Origin of the sequence: Microtetraspora sp. NBRC 16547, assembly GCF_030268965.1 — a bacterium.
In the GTDB taxonomy this organism is placed as follows: Bacteria; Actinomycetota; Actinomycetes; order Streptosporangiales; family Streptosporangiaceae; genus Microtetraspora.
The window spans coordinates 19,106-37,444 of the sequence record NZ_BSSE01000017.1; the positions used below are offsets into that span (position 1 = coordinate 19,106).

The following is an 18,339-nucleotide window of genomic DNA, read 5'->3' on the forward strand; positions in this document are numbered from 1 at the left end:
GGCTGAACGCCCTTGGCCCACTCCGATCAACGGGCCAAGGGCGTGCACGCAGGGCCTCATGTGCCGGAGCCGTATGCTTTGGATGTGCCCGCTCAGGAAGCATGATGGTTCTGTCGCAGGTCAGGGCCACAGCACAAATCAGCACTCGCCGAGATGGCGAATCTCGTCCTGAGGGCGAGCGGGGAGATCACCCGCGGTGGCGGAGTCGTCTCGCCTCCGGCCCACGTACTCTCGCCGATCACATCCAGCGCCGGGCGTGGTCGATGGAAGAGATCGCGACGGTCGATGCGGAGGGAGAGCCGTGAATCTCCAGATACTCCCGTTGGCCGCCACCATGATGATGGGACCGCAGATCATGTGCGCCATCATCCTGGTGACCGCCGAACATGCCGTACGTGTTTCGTTGGCGTTCCTCGTCGGCGTCGCCGCCGCCGCGACGACAGGGGTCGCCGTCGCTCGTGGCGCCTTCGCGTTGCTCGGCAACAGCATCTCGCTGGACACCGCCTCCGGCACCGGATCGGCGGGAACCGCCATTCAGGTCGGTCTTGTCGCTGTTCTGCTCGCCATCGCGGTGAAGAACTACGTGCGGCGGAAAACGACCGAACCGCCAAAATGGCTCGGAAAGTTGATGGGAGCGGATCCATGGAAAGCTCTCACGACCGGCTTTCTGGTGATCCTGCTGATGCCCTCGGACATCTTCGTCCTGCTGACGGTAGGTGCGAATCTGAAGCAATCGGACGCGAGGCTGATCGCGGCGTTGCCGTTCATCGGGGCCACCCTCGTGATCGCGGCTCTGCCGCTGCTGGGTCTCCTGCTCTTTCGCGAGCGCGCCGAACGTGCCATGCCCCGGGTCCGGGAGTGGATGACGTCCCACGGCTGGCTCATCAACATCGCCACCTGCCTGATCTTCATCGCGCTGATCCTGTGAGCCGCACCGCCCGAGCCTGCGGGACGACGGTCCGCGAAAATTGTCCGGCTCTGGGGTGTAGGCCGTATGACCCGTGGCAGATGGAACAGCACGCGGACACCACACAAGGGGGACATATGACCTCAGCGACACCCCCCGGAGCGGCCGGCCCGGTCAGCGGACGGATGTTCGACACGTTCAACACACGACTGGCGAGCCGCGCCTGGGGAATAGGCGTGACCGCCGGCATCCTGTCGGTGCTGTTGGGTCTGGCCATCGTGGTGTGGCCGAACATCACCATCGGTGCCATCGCCGTAATCTTCGGTCTAAAGCTGATCATCCAGGGTGTGTACCGGACCGCGCAGGCCATCGTCGCGCTCGAGGCGAGCGGCGGCACACGCGTTCTCTTCACCCTTCTGGGCGTGTTGTCGTTCTGCGTCGGTGTCCTCGCCCTGCGCCACCCGTTCCACACCGTCGAGCTCCTGGCTCTTCTCTTCGGCCTCTTCTGGCTGATCAGCGGCATCATCGGGGTCGTCATCGCGCTGACGGACCGAACCATGCAGGGGCGCGGCTGGGCGGCCTCCTTGGCGGGCCTGTCCGCGCTCGTGGGGATCGCCCTGCTTCTCTGGCCCGGTATCACTCTGGTGGCGCTCGCGTGGTCCTTCGGTCTGTGGCTCATCATCTGGGGGTCGCTGACGGTGGCCCTCACCCTGTGGTTGCGACGTGTCGACAAGCGACTGATGAGCGCGGGTCGATGACCCACTCTCCGTGCAACCACGGCTATGACGATTCGTGAGTGATCGTTCCACCCTTACGGGTGACGGTGAGGCTGCGCCGGCCGCGGCTGTGGCCCAGGTCGGCCAGATCGGCGGTGCAGACCTCCGAACCCAAACGTCCTCGGCTGGGTCGGGGCTGGCGCTGGGACCGATCTCAGTGCTGACACGGATTACTCCCAGCCACTCGCGAGCCTAACTTGAGAGTCGTGGCCACGACCATGACGCCAGGGAGGGCACGAGCAGCGCCGCGAGTCCCCGCCGGACAACCGGGCGACCATCGGTTAAGCGCACCCGGATGAGCACCCGCCTCCTGGAGGCATGTCTCGATCATGGTGCCGGCCCGGCGATCCGTCTGGGGCCGTGCCCCTACTTGTGCCGAGAAGTCTCCCGGCACAAGTAGGGGCATCGCCCCATGCGTCCCGGGCGCGGGACTCCGAAAGTGGCGTGTATCCCCGCCTCGCCAACAGAGCGCCGGTCTGCCCCCAACGGTTTCCCCACTCAAGGCCTGCCCGCCACCACCGGGGCACGCCCCGGACCCGACCCCCACAGGAGGAGACGATGCGTACTCCACGGAAGATCACGGTAGTTGTCGCGATGGTCCTGGCCGCTGTTTCGGTGGTCTCACCATCGGCGTCGGCGGAGTCCAACGCCACCGCCCCGTATCAGTACAGCGCCTATCATGGCCTGAATTTCCTCGACAAATACCGCCGCGACAAGCTCATCCGGAACAACAAGGCGTTACGTCCGGTGACCATATCGGTCGGGCTGCAGGATTCTCAGGAAAGATACGCGATGTTCTGGGACAACAGGCCCGGCCCCACGTGGCTTCAGCGTGTGGTCAACGCCACAGGGGATGCCGGTGGATATACCGGCGGATACCAGAGGCTGTTCGACCAACTCACCTCTCAGGGCTACCAGCCCAGCGTGGTGAGCGCGACAGGCAGCGGGTCGGCCGCCACATTCGCCGCCATCTTCGAGAAGAAGACGGGCAGGTTCGTCGCCCGCCACGGCATGAGCGCGACCGAGTTCGACTCGATCAACTTTGAGCTGCGGAACAACCAGGGCTACATGCTCAGCTCGCTCAACGTGTACGGCACGCCGTCCGACCCGCGCTACGCAGCGGTCTGGGTGCCCAACCCATCGGACATCTCCTGGAACTACAGCCTCTCCATCAGCGCATCCAGCTATCAGAGCCTTTTCGATGCCGCTGTCAAGGCCGGAACCCGGCCGTCCGTCATCGCGGTCGGCCCTGATGGGAAAACGTACTCAGTTGTCTGGGTCAAGGACGGGGTCCGCACCTGGTACGCCTTCCACGGGATGAGCGCGGCCCAGTACCAGAAGCGGTTCGACGAGATGACGGCCAAGGGCCTGTACCCGACTTCCATCGACATGGAGAACGGCGTCTACGCCGCCGTGTTCACCCCCAGGTGACAGGCCTTTGAGAGCGAACCGCAAGGGTTCACGGCGGCCGACGTCAGTAAGAAGGTCGACGCGGCTACCAAGAAGCTCATGGCCGCCTGCTCCTGAGCCCCTTCAGTGCTCCAGGCCCCAGTCGTGCGGGCCGAACAGTTCCGGGAGACGGCCGCCCTCAAGCACCAGGAGGCCGGGCCAGGCGTCAGCGCTTGACGGCCCGCAGGACCACGAACCTCGGGTCGCTGGCCGCGACCTCGCAGTTGCCGAAGAGCCGGCGCAGCTTCACGTGGTAGCCGAGGTGGCGGTTGCCGACCACCCACAGCTCACCCCCGCGGCGCAGCGCGGCGCGCGACCCGTTGAACATGCGCCAGGCCGTTGCGTCGGTCGTCGCGCGGTGCGAGTGGAACGGCGGGTTGTTCAGAACCAGGTCCACCGTCCCCGGCGGAACGGACGACATGCTGTCGGCCGGCAGGAACGCCGCCCTGCCGACCGGGCCCGCGTTGGCCAGGAACGTCGCCTCCGCCGAGGCCAGCGCCTGGTGGGACTCGTCGATGAACGTCACCCTGGTCTCCTCGTCGGACAGCGCCGCGGCGAGCCCGATGACCCCCGTGCCGCAGCCGAGGTCCACGACATGCTCGCGTCCGCGGATCGGCGGCAGGTTCCGTAGGAAGAGGCGGGTGCCGATGTCGAGGCGGTCGGCGCAGAAGACGCCCGCGTGGCCGGTGACGACGCGGCCGGAGACGATGCCGACGTCGTCCGGCAGCGGGTACGTCCGCGGCCAGGGGTTGGCGCCCCTCGACAGCCGGGGGGCCGGCGTGCTGAAGATCAGCCGGGCCTTCTTCGCCGCCAGCGACGTCCTGGTCGGTCCGAGGACGCGCTCAAACAGGGCCAGCGTGGAGGTGTGGATCTCGGTCACCATGCCAGCGCCCACCACCACGGTGTCCTCGTGCAGGCGGGGGGCGAGGCGGTGCAGCTGGTCCTCCAGGAGGGCGAGGCTCTTGGGCACCCGCACCAGGAGCACGTCGATCCGGTCCGGCGGCGCGTCCCTAGTCGTCAGGAGCCGTACCGCGTCCTCGGCCACCCCGGCGCGCCGCAGGTTCGCACGGGTCGCCTCCCGGCCCAGGAAGGAGTCGGAGATCTGTACGGGACGGTGACCGGCGAGCGCGGTGACCAGCGCGCCCCAACGGTCGCCCAGCACGACCACCGTGCCCGACAGGTTCACGGGTCCGGCGTCGATCCCGTCGAGGTGCCGCAGCAGGTACTCGTCGGCGGCGTCCCAGGCGCGGAACGGGTCGCGGGGATCCTCCGGGAAGCGGGTGAGGTCGAGTTCGCCCCTCGACGTCGTCAAATGGTTCATCGCGCCCCAGGTTAGCGATCGGCCCGCCGTGCTCGCGCACCGTCCGCGCCTGCGGGCGGCTCGGGTGAAGGCGTCCGAGACGGGCACAGATTCCCCCCGTTCCGAGCTTCAAAAATGGAACAGGTTCTATTATCCTCTGCTTCCATGCGGTTCACCTACGCCGAGGCCATGACCGACCCGTCGTACTACCTTCCGCTGGCCCAGGCCGCCGAGGCGGCGGGGTACGCGAACTTCAGCGTGGCGGACTCCCTCATCTATCCGAAGGAATCCGACACGAGCTATCCGTACACCGCGGACGGCGACCGGGAGTTCCTGGAGGACAAGAGCTTCATCGAGACGTTCATCCTGATCGCGGCCATGGGAGCGGTGACGTCGACGATCCGGTTCACGCCGTTCGTGCTCAAACTGCCGGTCCGCCCGCCGGCGCTGGTCGCCAAGCAGGCGAGTTCGATCGCCTACCTGACCGGCAACCGGCTGGGCCTCGGCGTCGGACTCAGCCCGTGGCCCGAGGACTTCGCGGTGATGGGTGTGCCGTGGCCGCGGCGCGGCAAGCGGATGGACGAGGCCATCGAGGTGGTCCGCGGCCTGACAAGCGGCGGCTACTTCGAGTACCACGGCGAGTTCTACGACCTGCCGCCGGTGAAGATGTCTCCGGCTCCCACCGAGCCGATCCCGATCCTGGTCGGCGGGCACAGCGAGGCGGCACTGCGCCGGGCCGCCCGCCTCGGCGACGGCTGGATGCACGGCGGAGGCGACGCCGAGGAACTGGACGCGCTGCTGACCAGGCTGGCCACCGTCCGCGTCGAGGAGGGCACAGCCGACCGGCCCTTCGAGGTCCACGCGATCTCCTACGACGCGTACACCGTGGACGGGGTGAAGCGACTGGCCGACAAGGGCGTCACCGACCTGATCGTGGGTTTCCGGAGGCCGTACATCAAGGGTCCGGACACCGAACCGCTGGCCAAGAAGATCGAGCATCTTGAGCGCTTCGCCGAGTCGGTGATCTCCAAAGTCACCCCTTAACCCACGAATGAGAACAGGTTACAGTTTCAATATGATCGATTCCACCGCTGTCACCTGGGAAGCGCCGGACGGCGACCACCCCGCACGCCGGGCGGCGTGGTCGTCCATGGCCGCGGTCTCCGCCGGACACAAGGCGGACTGGCTGAGGCTGTTCACCCCGGACGCCGTCGTCGAGGATCCCGTCGGCCCCTCGATGCTCGATCCCGAAGGGAAGGGGCATCGCGGCCACGACGAAATCGAGAAGTTCTGGGACGGCCACGTCGGCTCGGTGCGCGAATTCCACTTCCACGTCAGGGACTCCTTCGCCAACGGGCCATGCTGCGCCAACGTCACTTCCATCACCATGACGCTGGACGGCGGCACGACCATGACGGTCGACTGTGTGGCCATCTACACCGTCGACGACGCGGGTTCGATCACCTCGCTCCGCGCTCACTGGGAACCGGATCGCGCGATGGCCACCCTGACCTCCCCGAAGGCCGGCGCGTAGCGGACCGGGCTTGAACGTCCGCCTCACCGCACGAAGAGGTGCTTCGTGAGGCGGACGAGCCGCGCATGCCATTCGGTGATGCCGAGAACAGCGGCTGGGGACGGTTCGGGCCGCGCGCCGGGAGGCACCGGACAAGCGCGGCGACCTGCGCGAATGGCAATGCCGGCGGGCCCACACCTGTCACGGGGTCCAGAAGTGGGACGTCCGGGATCGCGGGGCCCTATACACCAAACCAAGCGCTTGCTACGCTCCCGCCATGGTGTCCACAATCGTCTGGGGTACCGGCAACGTGGGCCGCGCGGCCATCCGCGCCGTCGAGGCCCATCCGGCACTGGAACTCACCGCCGTGCTCGTTCACAATCCCGACAAGGTCGGCCGCGACGCGGGCGATCTCGGCGGGCTCGACCACCGCCTGGGAGTCGCCGCGACGGACGACGTCGACGCGGTCCTCGCCTCCGGTCCCCGCGCCGTGGTGTACGCGGCGTCCGGCGACATCCGTCCCGACGAGGCCCTCGCCGATATCATCAGGGCGATCCGAGCCGGAGCCGTGGTCGTCACGCCCTCGCTGTATCCGCTGTACGACCAGCGCAACGCCCCGCCCGAGCTGCGGGAACCGGTCCTGGCCGCCATCGCCGACGGCGGCGGCTCGCTCTTCGTCTCCGGCGTCGACCCCGGCTGGGGCAACGACGTGTTACCGCTGCTGGTCAGCGGACTCGGCACCACCATCGACGCGATCCGCTGCCAGGAGATCTTCGACTACACCACCTACGACCAGCCCGACTCGGTCCGGTACCTGGTCGGCATGGGCCAGCCCATGGACTACGAGCCGCCGATGATCGCGCCGACGGTCCCGACCATGGTGTGGGGCGGGCAGGTGCGGATGATGGCCCGGGCCCTCGGCGTCGACCTCGAGGAGATCCGCGAGACCGTGGATCGGCGCCCGCTCGACGCCACCGTGAGCACCACGGCCATGGGCGATTTCGAGGCCGGCACCCAGGGCGCGGTCCGGTTCGAGGTGCAGGGCATCGTCGAGGGCGAGCCGCGCATCGTCATCGAGCACGTCACCCGCATCCACCCGTCCTGCGCGCCCGACTGGCCGACGCCTCCCGACGGCGAGGGGGCGCATCGGGTGATCATCGAGGGCCGCCCGCGCATCGAGGTCACCATCGAGGCCACCGACGAGGGCGGCAACCGGTCCGCGGGCGGGAACGCCACCGCGGTCGGCCGGCTGGTGAGCGCCATCGACTGGCTCCTGGAGGCGAAACCCGGGTTCTACGACGCGCTCGACGTCCCGCTGCGCCCCGCGGTGGGCCGGCTCGGAAGGAAACGATCATGAGAATCGACATCCCCGAGGGCAAGGACCCGATCGAGTACGTGTGGGGCGAGATGGTCCCCGGCATCGGGGCCGCCGCCGCGAACTTCTCGCTGGCGGTGTACGCCCACACCACCCTCGGACTCCGCGAGTTCGAGGCCGCGCGGCTGCGGATCGCACAGATCAACGGGTGCGTCTTCTGCCTCGACTGGCGGACCGAACGGGACGGACAGAAGGTGGAGGAGGAGTTCGCCGACGCGGTGACCGAGTGGCGCACCACCGACGCCTTCGATGACCGCACCCGGCTGGCCGCCGAGTACGCCGAGCGGTACGCCCTGGATCACCACGGCCTCGACGGCGAGTTCTGGACTCGGATGACCGCGCACTACAGCCAGCTCGAGATCGTGGAGCTGACCATGTGCATCGGCTCCTGGCTGTCATTCGGCCGGCTCAACCATGTGCTGGGCCTCGACACCGTGTGCGTGCTGCCCAGCGGCCCCTCCCCCTCCGGCAAGCGATAACGCACCGCCGCCCTCCGGACATGCACATGCAGCCGGACAGTCGACTTATCCAGCAAGGCGCGAACCACCATGTAGAACCCGTTCCCCGTAGGTCGGGGGTAGTCGAGAGTAAAGGACCTCGCATGAGTGACAGCACGTCGGTCGGTTCAGGTGCCAAGGGCGTCTCACGCCGTGGCTTCATCGCTGGAACCGGTTCTCTTCTGGGAGCCATGGCCCTCTCCGGCCGCGCTCCCGCGGCCCTGGCGCAGGCCGTCTCCGCGACCGCTCCGATCGCCGGCGGGGCTCACGTGCCGGCCCTGGTGATCGGCTCCGGATACGGCGGCTCCGTCGCCGCTCTGCGTCTCGCCGAAGCCGGCGTCGACGTACACATGATCGAGATGGGCATGGCCTGGGACACTCCCGGCCCCGACGGCAAGATCTTCTGCAACACGCTCTCGCCGGACCACCGGTCCTACTGGCTGCGCACCAGGACCAAGGCGCCGCTCAACTACTTCCTCGGCGCCCCGATCGACAAGAACATCTCCCGCTACACCGGGATCCTGGACGCCGAGGAGTTCAGCGGCATCACGGTCTACCAGGGTCGCGGCGTCGGCGGCGGTTCGCTGGTCAACGGCGGCATGGCGGTCACCCCCAAGCGCGAGAACTTCGCCGCCATCCTCCCGTCGGTGGACGCCGACGAGATGTACAACATCTACTACCCGCGCGCCAACGCCGGGCTCGGGGTCGGCACCATCGACCCGGCCTGGTTCGACTCCACCGACTGCTACCAGTACGCCCGGGTCGGCCGTAAGCACGCCCAGCGTTCCGGCTTCCCGTGGGTCTTCGTGCCCGACGTGTACGACTGGGACTACATGAAGCAGGAGGCGGCCGGGACGGTCACCAAGTCGGCGCTGGCCGGTGAGATCCTCTACGGCAACAACAACGGCAAGAAGTCACTGCAGAAGACCTACATCGCCCGGGCCAGTGCCACCGGCAGGGTCACCATCTCACCGCTGCACAAGGTCACCTCGGTCGCTCCGGCGGCGGGCGGCGGCTACACGGTCGTCATCGACCAGATCAACACCAACGGCGACACGATAGAGACCAAGACCGTGACCGCGGACAAGGTGTTCTTCGCCGCCGGCAGCGTCGGCACCAGCAAGCTGCTGGTCAAGCTGAAGGCCACCGGGGCACTGCCCAACCTGAACGGCGAGGTCGGCAAGGGCTGGGGCGACAACGGCAACGTCATGTGCGGCCGCGCCAACCACATGTGGGATCCGACCGGCTGCCTCCAGTCGACCATCCCGTGCTCCGGCATCGACAACTGGGCCGCGGGCGGCGCCTTCGCCGAGGTCGCACCGCTGCCCACCGGGATCGAGACCTACGCCTCGTTCTATCTGTCGATCACCAAGAACCCGAACCGCGCCGAGTTCTCCTGGAACGCCGCCACGGGCAAGGTCGACCTGAACTGGCAGACCTCCTGGAAGCAGCCGTCCATCGACATGGCCAAGACGATCTTCGACAAGATCAACGCGAAGGAGGGGACGATCTACCGGACCGACCTCTTCGGCGTCTACAAGATCTGGGGCGACCACCTCACGTACCACCCGCTCGGCGGCGCGGTCCTGAACAAGGCCACCGACAACTACGGCCGCCTCGTCGGCTACCCCGGCCTGTACGTCATCGACGGCGCGCTGATCCCCGGCAACACCAGCGTCAACCCGTTCGTCACCATCACGGCACTCGCCGAACGGAACATCGAAAAGATCATCGCCACCGACCTGTAGGGCCGTCCGCGGCGGGCCGGCCACGCGCGGCCGGCCCGCCGCATCCGACGCGACCGGAGATCCATGCTCCGGACACCTCTGTCCTCGCCGCTCCCCACCCGGTCACTCCGGTCTCCGGCGCCGGAGGATCGCCGACGCGGGAAGCAGGACGGCCAGGGCCAGGCACAGCCAGGCGAACCAGTCGCCCGCCCAGGTGTAGACCGTGCGGGCGGCGCCCGTGCCGACGGTCGCGGTGAGCACCGTCGGCGCGAGACCCGTGGTCGCGGTCTCGGCGCGGACCCTGCCGTACGGATCGCTCACCGTCAGGTTCCCGTTCGCCGCGCTGCGCACGGCCCAGAACCCGTTCTCGACCCCGCGCAACACGGTCGTCCGCGCGTGCTGCCATCCGTCGAGGTCGAAGTCCCAGGCGGGCAGCAGCATGACCTGCGCGCCCCCGCTGCGGTACGCGCGGGCCAGCTCGGGGAAGTCCAGGTCCTTGCAGATCGCCACGCCGGTCTCGGCGCGGAGGAACAGCCGGTCGCCGGGCTCGTACGGCTCCACCCCGGGCACCATGTGCTGCTTGTGGTAGACGCCCGGCTCACCTCCCCCGGCCGGGAAGAACATCGCGGTGTTGTGGTTAGCGTCGGTGACGATCACACCCGCGACCACGTCCATACGCCGCTCGCGGGCCAGCGCCGCGAGCGGGCGGGAGATCAGGGGAAGGTCCGCCGCCGTCGTCACGAACCCGCCTTCCGGCAGGACCACGGCGTCGGTCCCCGGCGGCAGCGCCCGCACCCGTGCCAGCACCTCGCGGAGACGTTCCCGGCCGCGCGGCGTGTCGATCGGCGCCCAGTCGTCCTGCTGCCGGGAGGCCAGCAGGACGACCGTCCTTTCCGTGCCCCTTTCCGTGCCCCTTTCCGTGCCCCTTTCCGTGCCGTACGGCTCGGCCAGGGCGAGCCGTACGGCTCCGCCGACCGCGACGAGGACCGTTAGCGTCAGCGCGGTCACCGCGACCCGCCATGGGCGCTTCGCCGCCTGCCGCCGGTCCCCTTGCCGCGCGTCCCGCCGGGGCGCGGCGGAGGCGGCCAGCGCCGCCGGGACGGCCGTCACCAGGAACGAGATCCCCCACCCGCCGGTCAGCGCGGCGAGCTGGACCACCGGCAGGACCCCGGCCTGCGTGTGCGCCAGGCTCCAGATCGCGCCGTACGGCGTGAGGGCCGCGACGAGGTACTCGGCGCTCACCCACACGGCGGGCACGACCGCCGCCGCCGACCACAGGCGGCCGCGCCGTACCAGTGTCCGGAAGAGCAGGACGGCCAGGGCCGCGACCAGCGCGGGCAGGACGACGGTGAGCAGCGCGACCGGAAGCGGCAGCTCCATCCGGCCCCGCTGGAGCTCCCACATGTTCGCCCCGCCCACGGCCCATGCCGCCACCGCCGCGAGGCACGCGCGGACAGCGGTCGTCCGCGGCGCGATCAGCAGCACCGGCAAGGGAGCCGCCCAAATAAGCCACGGGATCGGATGCAGACCCGTGCCGAAGTGGAGCAACCCCGCCGAGAGCGCCGCGCACGCGACGAGCGCGAGCGGGTCGCCGGCCCGGCGCACGCCACCGAGTCCGCGGGGACGGTCGACCCTCCCGCGGGAACCCTCCGGACGGTCAGTGCCGGAACGGCTGATATCTGGACTGATGGAATCTGGACACATGGGACGGCCTCCTCGCGAATCGCCGTCGATGCTGCCCGCGAAGGGGTGCCGTCCGGATCGCCGCCGCGAGTGAATCCCGGCTCACTCCTGCGATGGAGACCCCGGGACGGCCACCCCCGACTCATACGCGAAGACGACGGCCTGGGCGCGGTCGCGCAGGCCGAGCTTGGTCAGCAGGTTGCTCACGTGGGTCTTCACCGTGTGCTCGCTGACCACCAGCTCGGCGGCGATCTCGGCGTTCGACAGGCCGCGCGCGACCTGCGCCAGCGTCTCGCGCTCCCGGACGGTCAGCTCGTCGAGCCTGGCCTTCAGGCGGGGTACGGCGTGGCCGCCCCGCGCCAGCGTCTCGATCAGTCGCCGGGTCACCGTCGGAGCGAGCAGCCCCTCCCCCGCGGCGACCACCCGAACCGCGCGGACCAGCTCGTCGCGATGCGCGTCCTTGAGCAGGAACCCGCTCGCGCCCGCGCCCAGCGCCGCGTACACGTATTCGTCCAGGTCGAACATGGTCAGCACGAGCACGCGGGCGGACGTGGCGGCACGGATCCGCCGCGTCGCCTCGACGCCGTCCATGGTGGGCATCCGGATGTCCATCAGCACGACGTCCGGCTGGAGTTCGGCCGCCGCGCGAACCGCTTCGACGCCGTCGGACGCCTCGCCGACCACGGTGATGTCCGGTTGCGCGTCCAGGATCATGGAGAAGCCGCCGCGGAACAGGTCCTGGTCGTCGGCGACGAGGACGCGCAGCATCAGCCGGCCGCCTCTCCGGACGGTTTCCGGACCGGGAGCGTCGCCTCGACGGCGAACCCGCCGGACCGTCCCGGCTCCGCCCGGAAGGTGCCGCCGCACGCGGCGACCCGTTCCCGCATCCCGATCAGCCCGTGCCCTCCGCCCGGACCGTGCCCTCCGCTCGGTCCGTCCCCGCGATCGCCGGGGCCGCGGCCGTCGTCGGCCACCTCGATCCGCAGCGCGTCCGGCGACCAGTCGAGCACGACCTCGGCCCTGGAAGCCCCCGCGTGGCGCAGCGTGTTGGTGAGCGCCTCCTGCACGAGCCGGTACGCCGCCACCTCGGCCTCCGGGGGAAGCAGGCGCGGCGTGCCGCGCGACTCGACGGTCACCGCCAGGCCCACCCGCCCGACCCGCTCCGCGAGGTGTTCCAACGCGTCGAGTCCGGGCGGCGGTTCGGCGGGGTCGGGCCCAGTGGTGTCGGGCCCAGTGGTGTCGGGCCCAGTGGCGCGGAGCACGCCGAAGATGTGCCGAAGCTGGCCGATCGCCTCCCGGCCGGTCTGGCCGATAGTCTCGAACGCCGTCTCGGCCCGGTCCGGCCGGGTGTGGACCATCAGCGCGCCCGCCTCCGCCTGGACGACCATCATGCCGACGGAGTGGGTCAGGATGTCGTGCATGTCGCGAACGATCCGGGTCCGCTCCCGCGCGGCGGCGGCCATGCTCTCCTCCTCCAGCCTGCGGGCCCGTTCGCGCAGCGCGGTGATCTCGGCCGAGCGGGCCCGCGCCCCCATGCCCAGCGCGTACGCGGTGGCGAACGCCATCCCGAGGTAACCGAAGGACTCCGGCGGCTCCCCAGGGACGATCAGGGACACCACCAGGGATCCGGCCCAGCAGGCGACGGCCGGGAGCTGCCAGCGCAGCGGGCTGCGCGCCGCGACCGTGTACGCCGCCACCAGCGCTCCGTACGGCAGCGGCGGCATGGCCTGTTCCAGCGACAGCACGGTCGTCGCCGCGCCCACCAGGAGAGCGACGGACACCGGCGCGCGCCGCCTCCACAGCAGCGGCGCGGAGGCGGCGACGGCCGACCCCGTGCCGAGCCATCCGGCGGACGCCCAGGTCAGCTGGGGCCACAGTGTGGCGACCAGAACCAGCGCGGCGATCCCGGCGTCGATCGTGTGCGGTCCCGGGCGGCGCGGTCCGGTCCGCCCGCGCGGAAGCGGGAAAATCAGTGACACGAAGCTCCCTGAACGTTCTCGCTTCCGAGTATCGATCACCGCCCACCGTCCGGGAACGCCGATCCGGCCCGAAGGGCGGGTGCTCAGGACCTCAGCCAGTTGAGGGCGAGCCAGAGGCGGGCCCCCTGACCGCCCTCCCTCCGCGCGTTCAGGGGGCGAACGCGCGGAGGGTGATCTCCACCAGCGCGTCGGCGTACTGCGGGGTGAGCGGCCCGGAGCGGTGCAGCCAGCGCTGGTAGAGCGGGGCGTACAGCACCTCGAGCACCAGGTCAAGGTCGGCGTCCGCGGCGAGCTGGCCGGCCCGCTGGGCGCTGCGTAGCCGTTCCTTCTTGGCCTCGTCGACGGGGCCGGCCAACTTCTCGCGATACTGGGCGGCGAGGGCGGGGTCACCGATGATCTCCGTGTTGAGCGCCCTGATGGGCGCCTCGAACACCGGGTCGGCGAACTCGGCGACGGTCGCCCGCATGACGGTCTTGAGGTCGGCCTCAAGGTCGCCGGTGTCGGGGAGGCTCATGCCCTCCTCGCTCTCACTGAGCGCGAGGAAGGAGTCGAAGATCACCGCACCTTTTGACGGCCACCATCGGTAGATGGTCTGCTTGCCCACTCCCGCCCGGGCGGCGATGGCCTCGATCGAGACCTTGGCGTATCCGAGCTCGGAGACCAGATCGCGCGCGGCTTCGAGGACGGCCTGTCGGGACCGTTCACTGCGGCGGGCTGGGTTCGGTTTTCTGGGTTGGGACATGCCTGGAGCATACCACTCGGCGAGACGAGACGGTCCGTCTTGACATAGAACCGACCTCCCCCCACACTGTGACGTGACGAGACGATCCGTATCGTCTCGAATGACGCGATCGCCGCGTCCAGTCCGCACCGAGAAGAGGAGGTGGGCCTTTGCGTACCGCTCCCCAACTGGCCCTTACGGAGGCAACCAAGCGTTACGGCACCCGCGTCGTCCTGGACCGGGTGTCACTCACCGTCAAACCCGGCGAGCGGATCGGGGTGATCGGCGACAACGGGTCCGGAAAGTCCACCCTGCTCAGGCTCATGGCAGAGACCGAGCGGCCGGACAACGGCGAGCTCGTGGTCGTGGCGCCCGGCGGCATCGGATATCTGCCGCAGTCACTCGCGCTGCCTCCGCACTTGGCCGTGGCCGACGCGGTCGACCTGGCGCTCGCCGATCTGCGCGAGCTCGAAGCCCGGATGCGGGCGGCCGAACGGTCGCTCGGCGAGCCCGGCGCGGAGGCTCGCGCCGGGCTCGACGCCTACGTCCGATTGGTGGCGGAGTTCGAAGCGCGGGGCGGCTACGAGGCCGACACTCGGGTGGAGGTCGCGCTGCACGCGCTCGGGCTGCCCGGACTCGACCGGAGCCGTCCGCTCGGCACGCTCTCCGGCGGCGAGCGATCCAGGCTCGCCCTGGCCGCCACGCTGGCGTCCGCCCCTGAGCTGCTGCTACTCGACGAGCCGACCAACGACCTGGACGACCAGGCCGTGGCCTGGCTCGAACAGCGCCTGCGCGCCCACCGGGGCACAGTCGTGGCGATCACCCACGACCGGGCGTTCCTGGAGCGGGTGACCACCGCAATCCTGGAGGTCTCCGACGGGCAGGTGCGCCGCTACGGCGACGGGTACGCCGGATACCTCACGGCCAAGGCCGCCGAACGCGCCGCCCAGGCGCGGGCCCACGAGGAATGGAAGGCCGAGCTGGACCGGCATGCCACGCTGGTGGCGGCCAACGCGGGCCGGCTGGCCGTGATTCCCCGCAAGATGGCCAAGGCGGGCATGGGCACCGGAGCCTGGCGGGCGCGCTCGCGTACGCACGGGGCCGCCGGACGCATCCGGCAGTCCCAGCAGCGGCTGCGGTGGCTCACCGGCCACCCGGCGCCGCCGCCACCCGAGCCGCTGCGCTTCACCGCCGCGCTCGCCACCGCGGAAACCGCCGCCGGGGCCGAGGTGGCCGCGCTCGACGGCGTGGTGGTGACCGGGCGGCTCCGCCTCGACTCCCTGGCCATCCGCGCCGGTGAGCGGCTGCTCGTCACCGGCCCGAACGGCGCGGGCAAGACCACGCTGATGCGGGTGCTCAGCGGGGAGCTGCAGCCGGACGCGGGCGCGGTACGGCGGGCCGGCCGGGTCGGGTTCTTCCGCCAGGACGAGCTGGACACCGGCGACGTACGGCAGGCCGGACCTGCCGGGGCGGCGGACCGTACCGTGCTGCGGGCCTACGCGCAGGGGCGTCCCGGGAGCCTGGACGAGCACGCGGACGCGCTGCTGGCTCTGGGACTGTTCCGGCCGTCCGACCTGGGGCTGCGCCTGTGCGAGCTCTCTTATGGACAGCGCCGGCGGATCGAGCTGGCGCGGCTGGTGAGTGAGCCCGTGGACCTGCTCCTGCTCGACGAGCCGACCAACCACCTGTCGCCGATGCTCGTGGAGCAGTTGGAGGAGGCGCTGGCCTCTTACCAGGGCGCGCTGGTGGTCGTGACGCACGACCGGCGCCTGCGGGCCGCGTTCACCGGCTCCCACCTGGAGCTGGGCACGGGAGTGGCGGCGTAGCCGGCCGCACGCGAGCGCGCGGACAAGCCGACCTCGGCCAGGACGCCCACCGTCTCGGAACACCACGCCGGTGAGGGCGGGTGCGGGACCTGCTCCTCTTCGCGGGAGGCGTCGGCCTCTTCGTTCTCGGAATCGTGGTGAAGGGCCGTTTTCCGCTCGTCGGTGCGTACGGGTCCGTGGTGGTCATGGCGGCCGGGCTGGTGCTGCTGCTGTTCGGCGTGACCCTGGCCGCGACCTGGTTGATCAGGGCGTACGCCCGCAGGGCCGGTCGACGGGCCCGGTCGGCGGAGGCGCTGCTGGCCGCGCGGCTGGTCGAGGCGGATCCGCGGGCGTGGGCCAGGGCCCTGTCCGTGGTGAGCCTGACGGTGTTCTTCGGCGCGGCGGCCGGGGCCCAGCAGGCCGGCGTCGGCTACTCCCAGGCCCACGCGCTGGTGGACGTCGCGCTCCTGGTGGCACTGGTGACCTCGACGGTCGCCCTGGTGGTGCACCAGGCGGAGGAACTGATCGACCTTCGCCGCTCGTTCGCCGCACTGGCCGCTTCCGGAGTGCCGCAGCGGGCGCTGAGCGGGGTGCTCATGCGGCAGGCCGCCATCGCCGCACTGCCGGTCTGCGTGATGGCGGCCGTCTCGGGAGTTGCCGTGGTGGTTTTTACCGTTATGGACGTCTACCAAGTTCAGTGGCTCGGCTGGGCGGTTGCCAGGGCCGTGGCCATGGCGGGCGTCGGGATGCTCGCCGCGGTGCTCGTCGCCCTGGCGGCACGCCCCCTGTTGCGCGGCGCACTCCGTTTTGAGACGTGGATATGACCACGGTCCCGTAGTAGATGATCGGGAGAAGCGTGATCACCGTCCGCCGGGATCCGCGACCTCCTCACGGAGATCCGCCGGCCGTTGCCGCCGGGCGCGGCTCGCTCGCGCCCGGCAGGTCACGCCGGGAACGCATCGGGCCGAGCGCGAGGATCAGCGAGCACGGCGCGAGCAGCCCAGCCATGATCCACATGGTGGGGCGGAGGCCGAGTAGGTCGCCGAGGAACCCGCCGAGCAGCGACCCGATCGGGATGGTGCTGTGGTTGAGCATCATCGTCGTCGCAACGACCCGCCCCAGCAGGTGGGGCGGGCAGTAGCTCTGCCGGAAGCCGCCCAGCACGATGTTGCAGGCGACGATCCCCGCACCCACCGTGAACGAGCCGACGGCGAAGAGCAGCAGACCGGGGCCCGGCGTGGTCAGCGGCAGCAGGAGCGCGAAGGGGCCGGTGACCAGCTGCAGGAGCAGCATTCCGCGGGCGGTCCCGAAGCTCCGGCCGACCGCGGTGGCGAGCAGGGCGCCGGCGATGCCGCCGAGGCTGCCGACCATGATCAGGCCGCCGACCGTCGCCGCGTTCGCCCCCACCGTGCGTACCAGAAAGACGATCTGGATCCCCTGGTAGCCCATCAACGCCAGGTTGACCAGGGCGCCGTAGACGACCATCGGCCGCAGGTAGCGGTCGTGCACGACGAAGCGCAGGCCCTCGCCGATCTGGCGGCGCAAGGTGTCCCCCTGCGCCAGGGCTGCCGGTACCGGCTCGCGGACGCGGAGCATGAGCAGGCACACGGTCGAGATGACGAAGGTCACCGCGTCGATCAGCAGCCCGGAGACCGCGCCGAAGGCGTCGGCGACCAGGCCCGCCGCACCGCGGCCGATCACACGCGTCGCCGCCTCGCTCCCCTGGAGTTTCGCGTTGCCCTCAAGCAGGTCGCGACCGTCGAGCACGGCGGGAACGTACGCGTGGTACGCCGTGCTGAAGAACACCGTGGCGACACCGCAGACGGCCGCGACGGCGAGCAGGTGGGCGAACGTGAGCGCCCCCAGCCACGCGGCGACCGGGACGCTCGCGTACATGGCCGCCGAGACGAGGTTGCCGGCGATCAGGACGGGCCGCTTCTGGAGCCGGTCCACCCACGCGCCGACCGGCAGCCCGATGACCAGCCACGGCAGCCAGACGACGGCGGCGAGCAGGCCGACGGCGAACGTGTCGACCCGCAGGACCACCACCGCGATCAGGGGCAACGCCACGCCGGTGATACTGGTCCCCAGGCCGCTGGCGGTCTCACCGATCCATAGCAACCGGAAGTCCCGCTGTCCCAGCACGCCGAAGCGGCGGCGTCCGGTCGGCGCGGTGTCGCCCGTCGATTTCATCAAAGCCTCCGAGGGGACCTCCGCCTTTTGGGCAGAGGGGGAATCGGACCTCATACGGAGCAGGGCAGGAGCAGGGCAGGAACCGGCCGGTCGCCGCAGGGCGGCCGGCCATGGTCACGAGTGCGGCAGACGCCCGGCGCGCGTGGCGATCCCACTGCGGACGACGTCGGCGACGGAGAACGGCCCATGGGGAGCGTTCGGCGCGAGAAGGTCACCGCAGACCACGTCGAACGGTCACGACCGGCGCCTCGGGTGCCGCGGCACTCGAGCCGGTGAGTGATTTCCGTGTGCGAGAGACCGCGCCACGGCGTTGCGGCCCTACGGAGCCGAGCCGTACCTGAGGCTCGGACGCGCTGGACCCGTCTGTGTGCCGGTCAGCGAGAGAAGCCGGCTAGGCCTAGCAAGGCCACGACC

At 70.2% G+C, this 18,339-nt stretch carries 16 protein-coding genes; 10 read left to right on the forward strand and 6 right to left on the reverse strand.

The genetic code is table 11. From position 1 onward, the window contains the following. Nucleotides 1-301: 301 nt before the first annotated feature. The 3 genes from QSK17_RS22285 to QSK17_RS22295 all read left to right on the forward strand — a co-directional run bounded on the left by QSK17_RS22285 (nt 302) and on the right by QSK17_RS22295 (nt 3,114). Complete coding sequence (locus tag QSK17_RS22285) at nt 302-928, forward strand: GAP family protein (RefSeq protein WP_285706994.1); 627 nt, start codon at nt 302-304, stop codon at nt 926-928. A 215-nt stretch (nt 929-1,143) separates the two neighbouring features. Then, nucleotides 1,144-1,665: an HdeD family acid-resistance protein gene (locus QSK17_RS22290; RefSeq protein ID WP_285706997.1), complete on the forward strand. Its 522-nt coding sequence runs from the start codon at nt 1,144-1,146 to the stop codon at nt 1,663-1,665. A 612-nt stretch (nt 1,666-2,277) separates the two neighbouring features. After that, nucleotides 2,278-3,114 carry a hypothetical protein gene (locus QSK17_RS22295; protein WP_285706998.1) on the forward strand — a complete coding sequence of 279 codons (837 nt, stop codon included), beginning with the start codon at nt 2,278-2,280 and terminating at the stop codon, nt 3,112-3,114. Between the two features lie 184 nt (nt 3,115-3,298). On the opposite strand, the gene QSK17_RS22300 is transcribed toward QSK17_RS22295, so the two are convergent. After that, a complete protein-coding gene (locus QSK17_RS22300; RefSeq protein WP_285706999.1) occupies nt 3,299-4,453 on the reverse strand; it encodes a methyltransferase in 1,155 nt (384 codons plus the stop codon). A gap of 144 nt (nt 4,454-4,597) precedes the next feature. On the opposite strand from QSK17_RS22300, the gene QSK17_RS22305 reads away from it, so the two are divergent. The 5 genes from QSK17_RS22305 (at nt 4,598) to QSK17_RS22325 (ending at nt 9,565) form a co-directional block, all read left to right on the forward strand. Then, nucleotides 4,598-5,476: a TIGR03619 family F420-dependent LLM class oxidoreductase gene (locus QSK17_RS22305; protein ID WP_285707000.1), complete on the forward strand. Its 879-nt coding sequence runs from the start codon at nt 4,598-4,600 to the stop codon at nt 5,474-5,476. Between the two features lie 31 nt (nt 5,477-5,507). After that, nucleotides 5,508-5,966 (forward strand): nuclear transport factor 2 family protein, encoded by a 459-nt coding sequence (locus tag QSK17_RS22310; RefSeq protein WP_285707001.1) that lies wholly within the window; start codon nt 5,508-5,510, stop codon nt 5,964-5,966. A 256-nt stretch (nt 5,967-6,222) separates the two neighbouring features. Next, nucleotides 6,223-7,302, forward strand: coding sequence for an NAD(P)H-dependent amine dehydrogenase family protein (locus QSK17_RS22315; RefSeq protein ID WP_285707002.1), 1,080 nt, complete (start codon nt 6,223-6,225; stop codon nt 7,300-7,302). Further along, nucleotides 7,299-7,799: a carboxymuconolactone decarboxylase family protein gene (locus QSK17_RS22320; RefSeq protein ID WP_285707004.1), complete on the forward strand. Its 501-nt coding sequence runs from the start codon at nt 7,299-7,301 to the stop codon at nt 7,797-7,799. Before QSK17_RS22315 ends, QSK17_RS22320 begins: the two co-directional genes overlap by 4 nt. Nucleotides 7,800-7,921: 122 nt before the next feature. Then, nucleotides 7,922-9,565 carry a GMC oxidoreductase gene (locus QSK17_RS22325; RefSeq protein ID WP_285707006.1) on the forward strand — a complete coding sequence of 548 codons (1,644 nt, stop codon included), beginning with the start codon at nt 7,922-7,924 and terminating at the stop codon, nt 9,563-9,565. Nucleotides 9,566-9,667: 102 nt separating this feature from the next. On the opposite strand, the gene QSK17_RS22330 is transcribed toward QSK17_RS22325, so the two are convergent. The 4 genes from QSK17_RS22330 to QSK17_RS22345 all read right to left on the reverse strand — a co-directional run bounded on the left by QSK17_RS22330 (nt 9,668) and on the right by QSK17_RS22345 (nt 13,948). Then, entirely contained in the window at nt 9,668-11,149 is a 1,482-nt protein-coding gene (locus QSK17_RS22330) for a nitrilase-related carbon-nitrogen hydrolase (RefSeq protein ID WP_285707007.1), read from the reverse strand. Nucleotides 11,150-11,329: 180 nt separating this feature from the next. Further along, nucleotides 11,330-11,995, reverse strand: coding sequence for a response regulator (locus tag QSK17_RS22335; protein WP_285707009.1), 666 nt, complete (start codon nt 11,993-11,995; stop codon nt 11,330-11,332). Then, complete coding sequence (locus QSK17_RS22340) at nt 11,995-13,206, reverse strand: sensor histidine kinase (protein WP_285707010.1); 1,212 nt, start codon at nt 13,204-13,206, stop codon at nt 11,995-11,997. Before QSK17_RS22340 ends, QSK17_RS22335 begins: the two co-directional genes overlap by 1 nt. Before the next feature lie 148 nt (nt 13,207-13,354). Further along, a complete protein-coding gene (locus tag QSK17_RS22345; RefSeq protein ID WP_285707012.1) occupies nt 13,355-13,948 on the reverse strand; it encodes a TetR/AcrR family transcriptional regulator in 594 nt (197 codons plus the stop codon). A gap of 149 nt (nt 13,949-14,097) precedes the next feature. Between QSK17_RS22345 and QSK17_RS22350 the strand changes: the two genes are divergently transcribed. Together QSK17_RS22350 and QSK17_RS22355 are read left to right on the forward strand one after the other, a co-directional pair. Further along, on the forward strand, nt 14,098-15,753 hold the full coding sequence (locus QSK17_RS22350) for a TlrC/CarA/OleB/SrmB family ABC-F type ribosomal protection protein (RefSeq protein WP_285707014.1): 1,656 nt from the start codon (nt 14,098-14,100) through the stop codon (nt 15,751-15,753). Nucleotides 15,754-15,833: 80 nt separating this feature from the next. After that, nucleotides 15,834-16,556, forward strand: coding sequence for a hypothetical protein (locus tag QSK17_RS22355; protein ID WP_285707015.1), 723 nt, complete (start codon nt 15,834-15,836; stop codon nt 16,554-16,556). A 64-nt stretch (nt 16,557-16,620) separates the two neighbouring features. On the opposite strand, the gene QSK17_RS22360 is transcribed toward QSK17_RS22355, so the two are convergent. Further along, entirely contained in the window at nt 16,621-17,925 is a 1,305-nt protein-coding gene (locus QSK17_RS22360) for an MFS transporter (RefSeq protein WP_285707016.1), read from the reverse strand. Between the last annotated feature and the right edge of the window lie 414 nt (nt 17,926-18,339).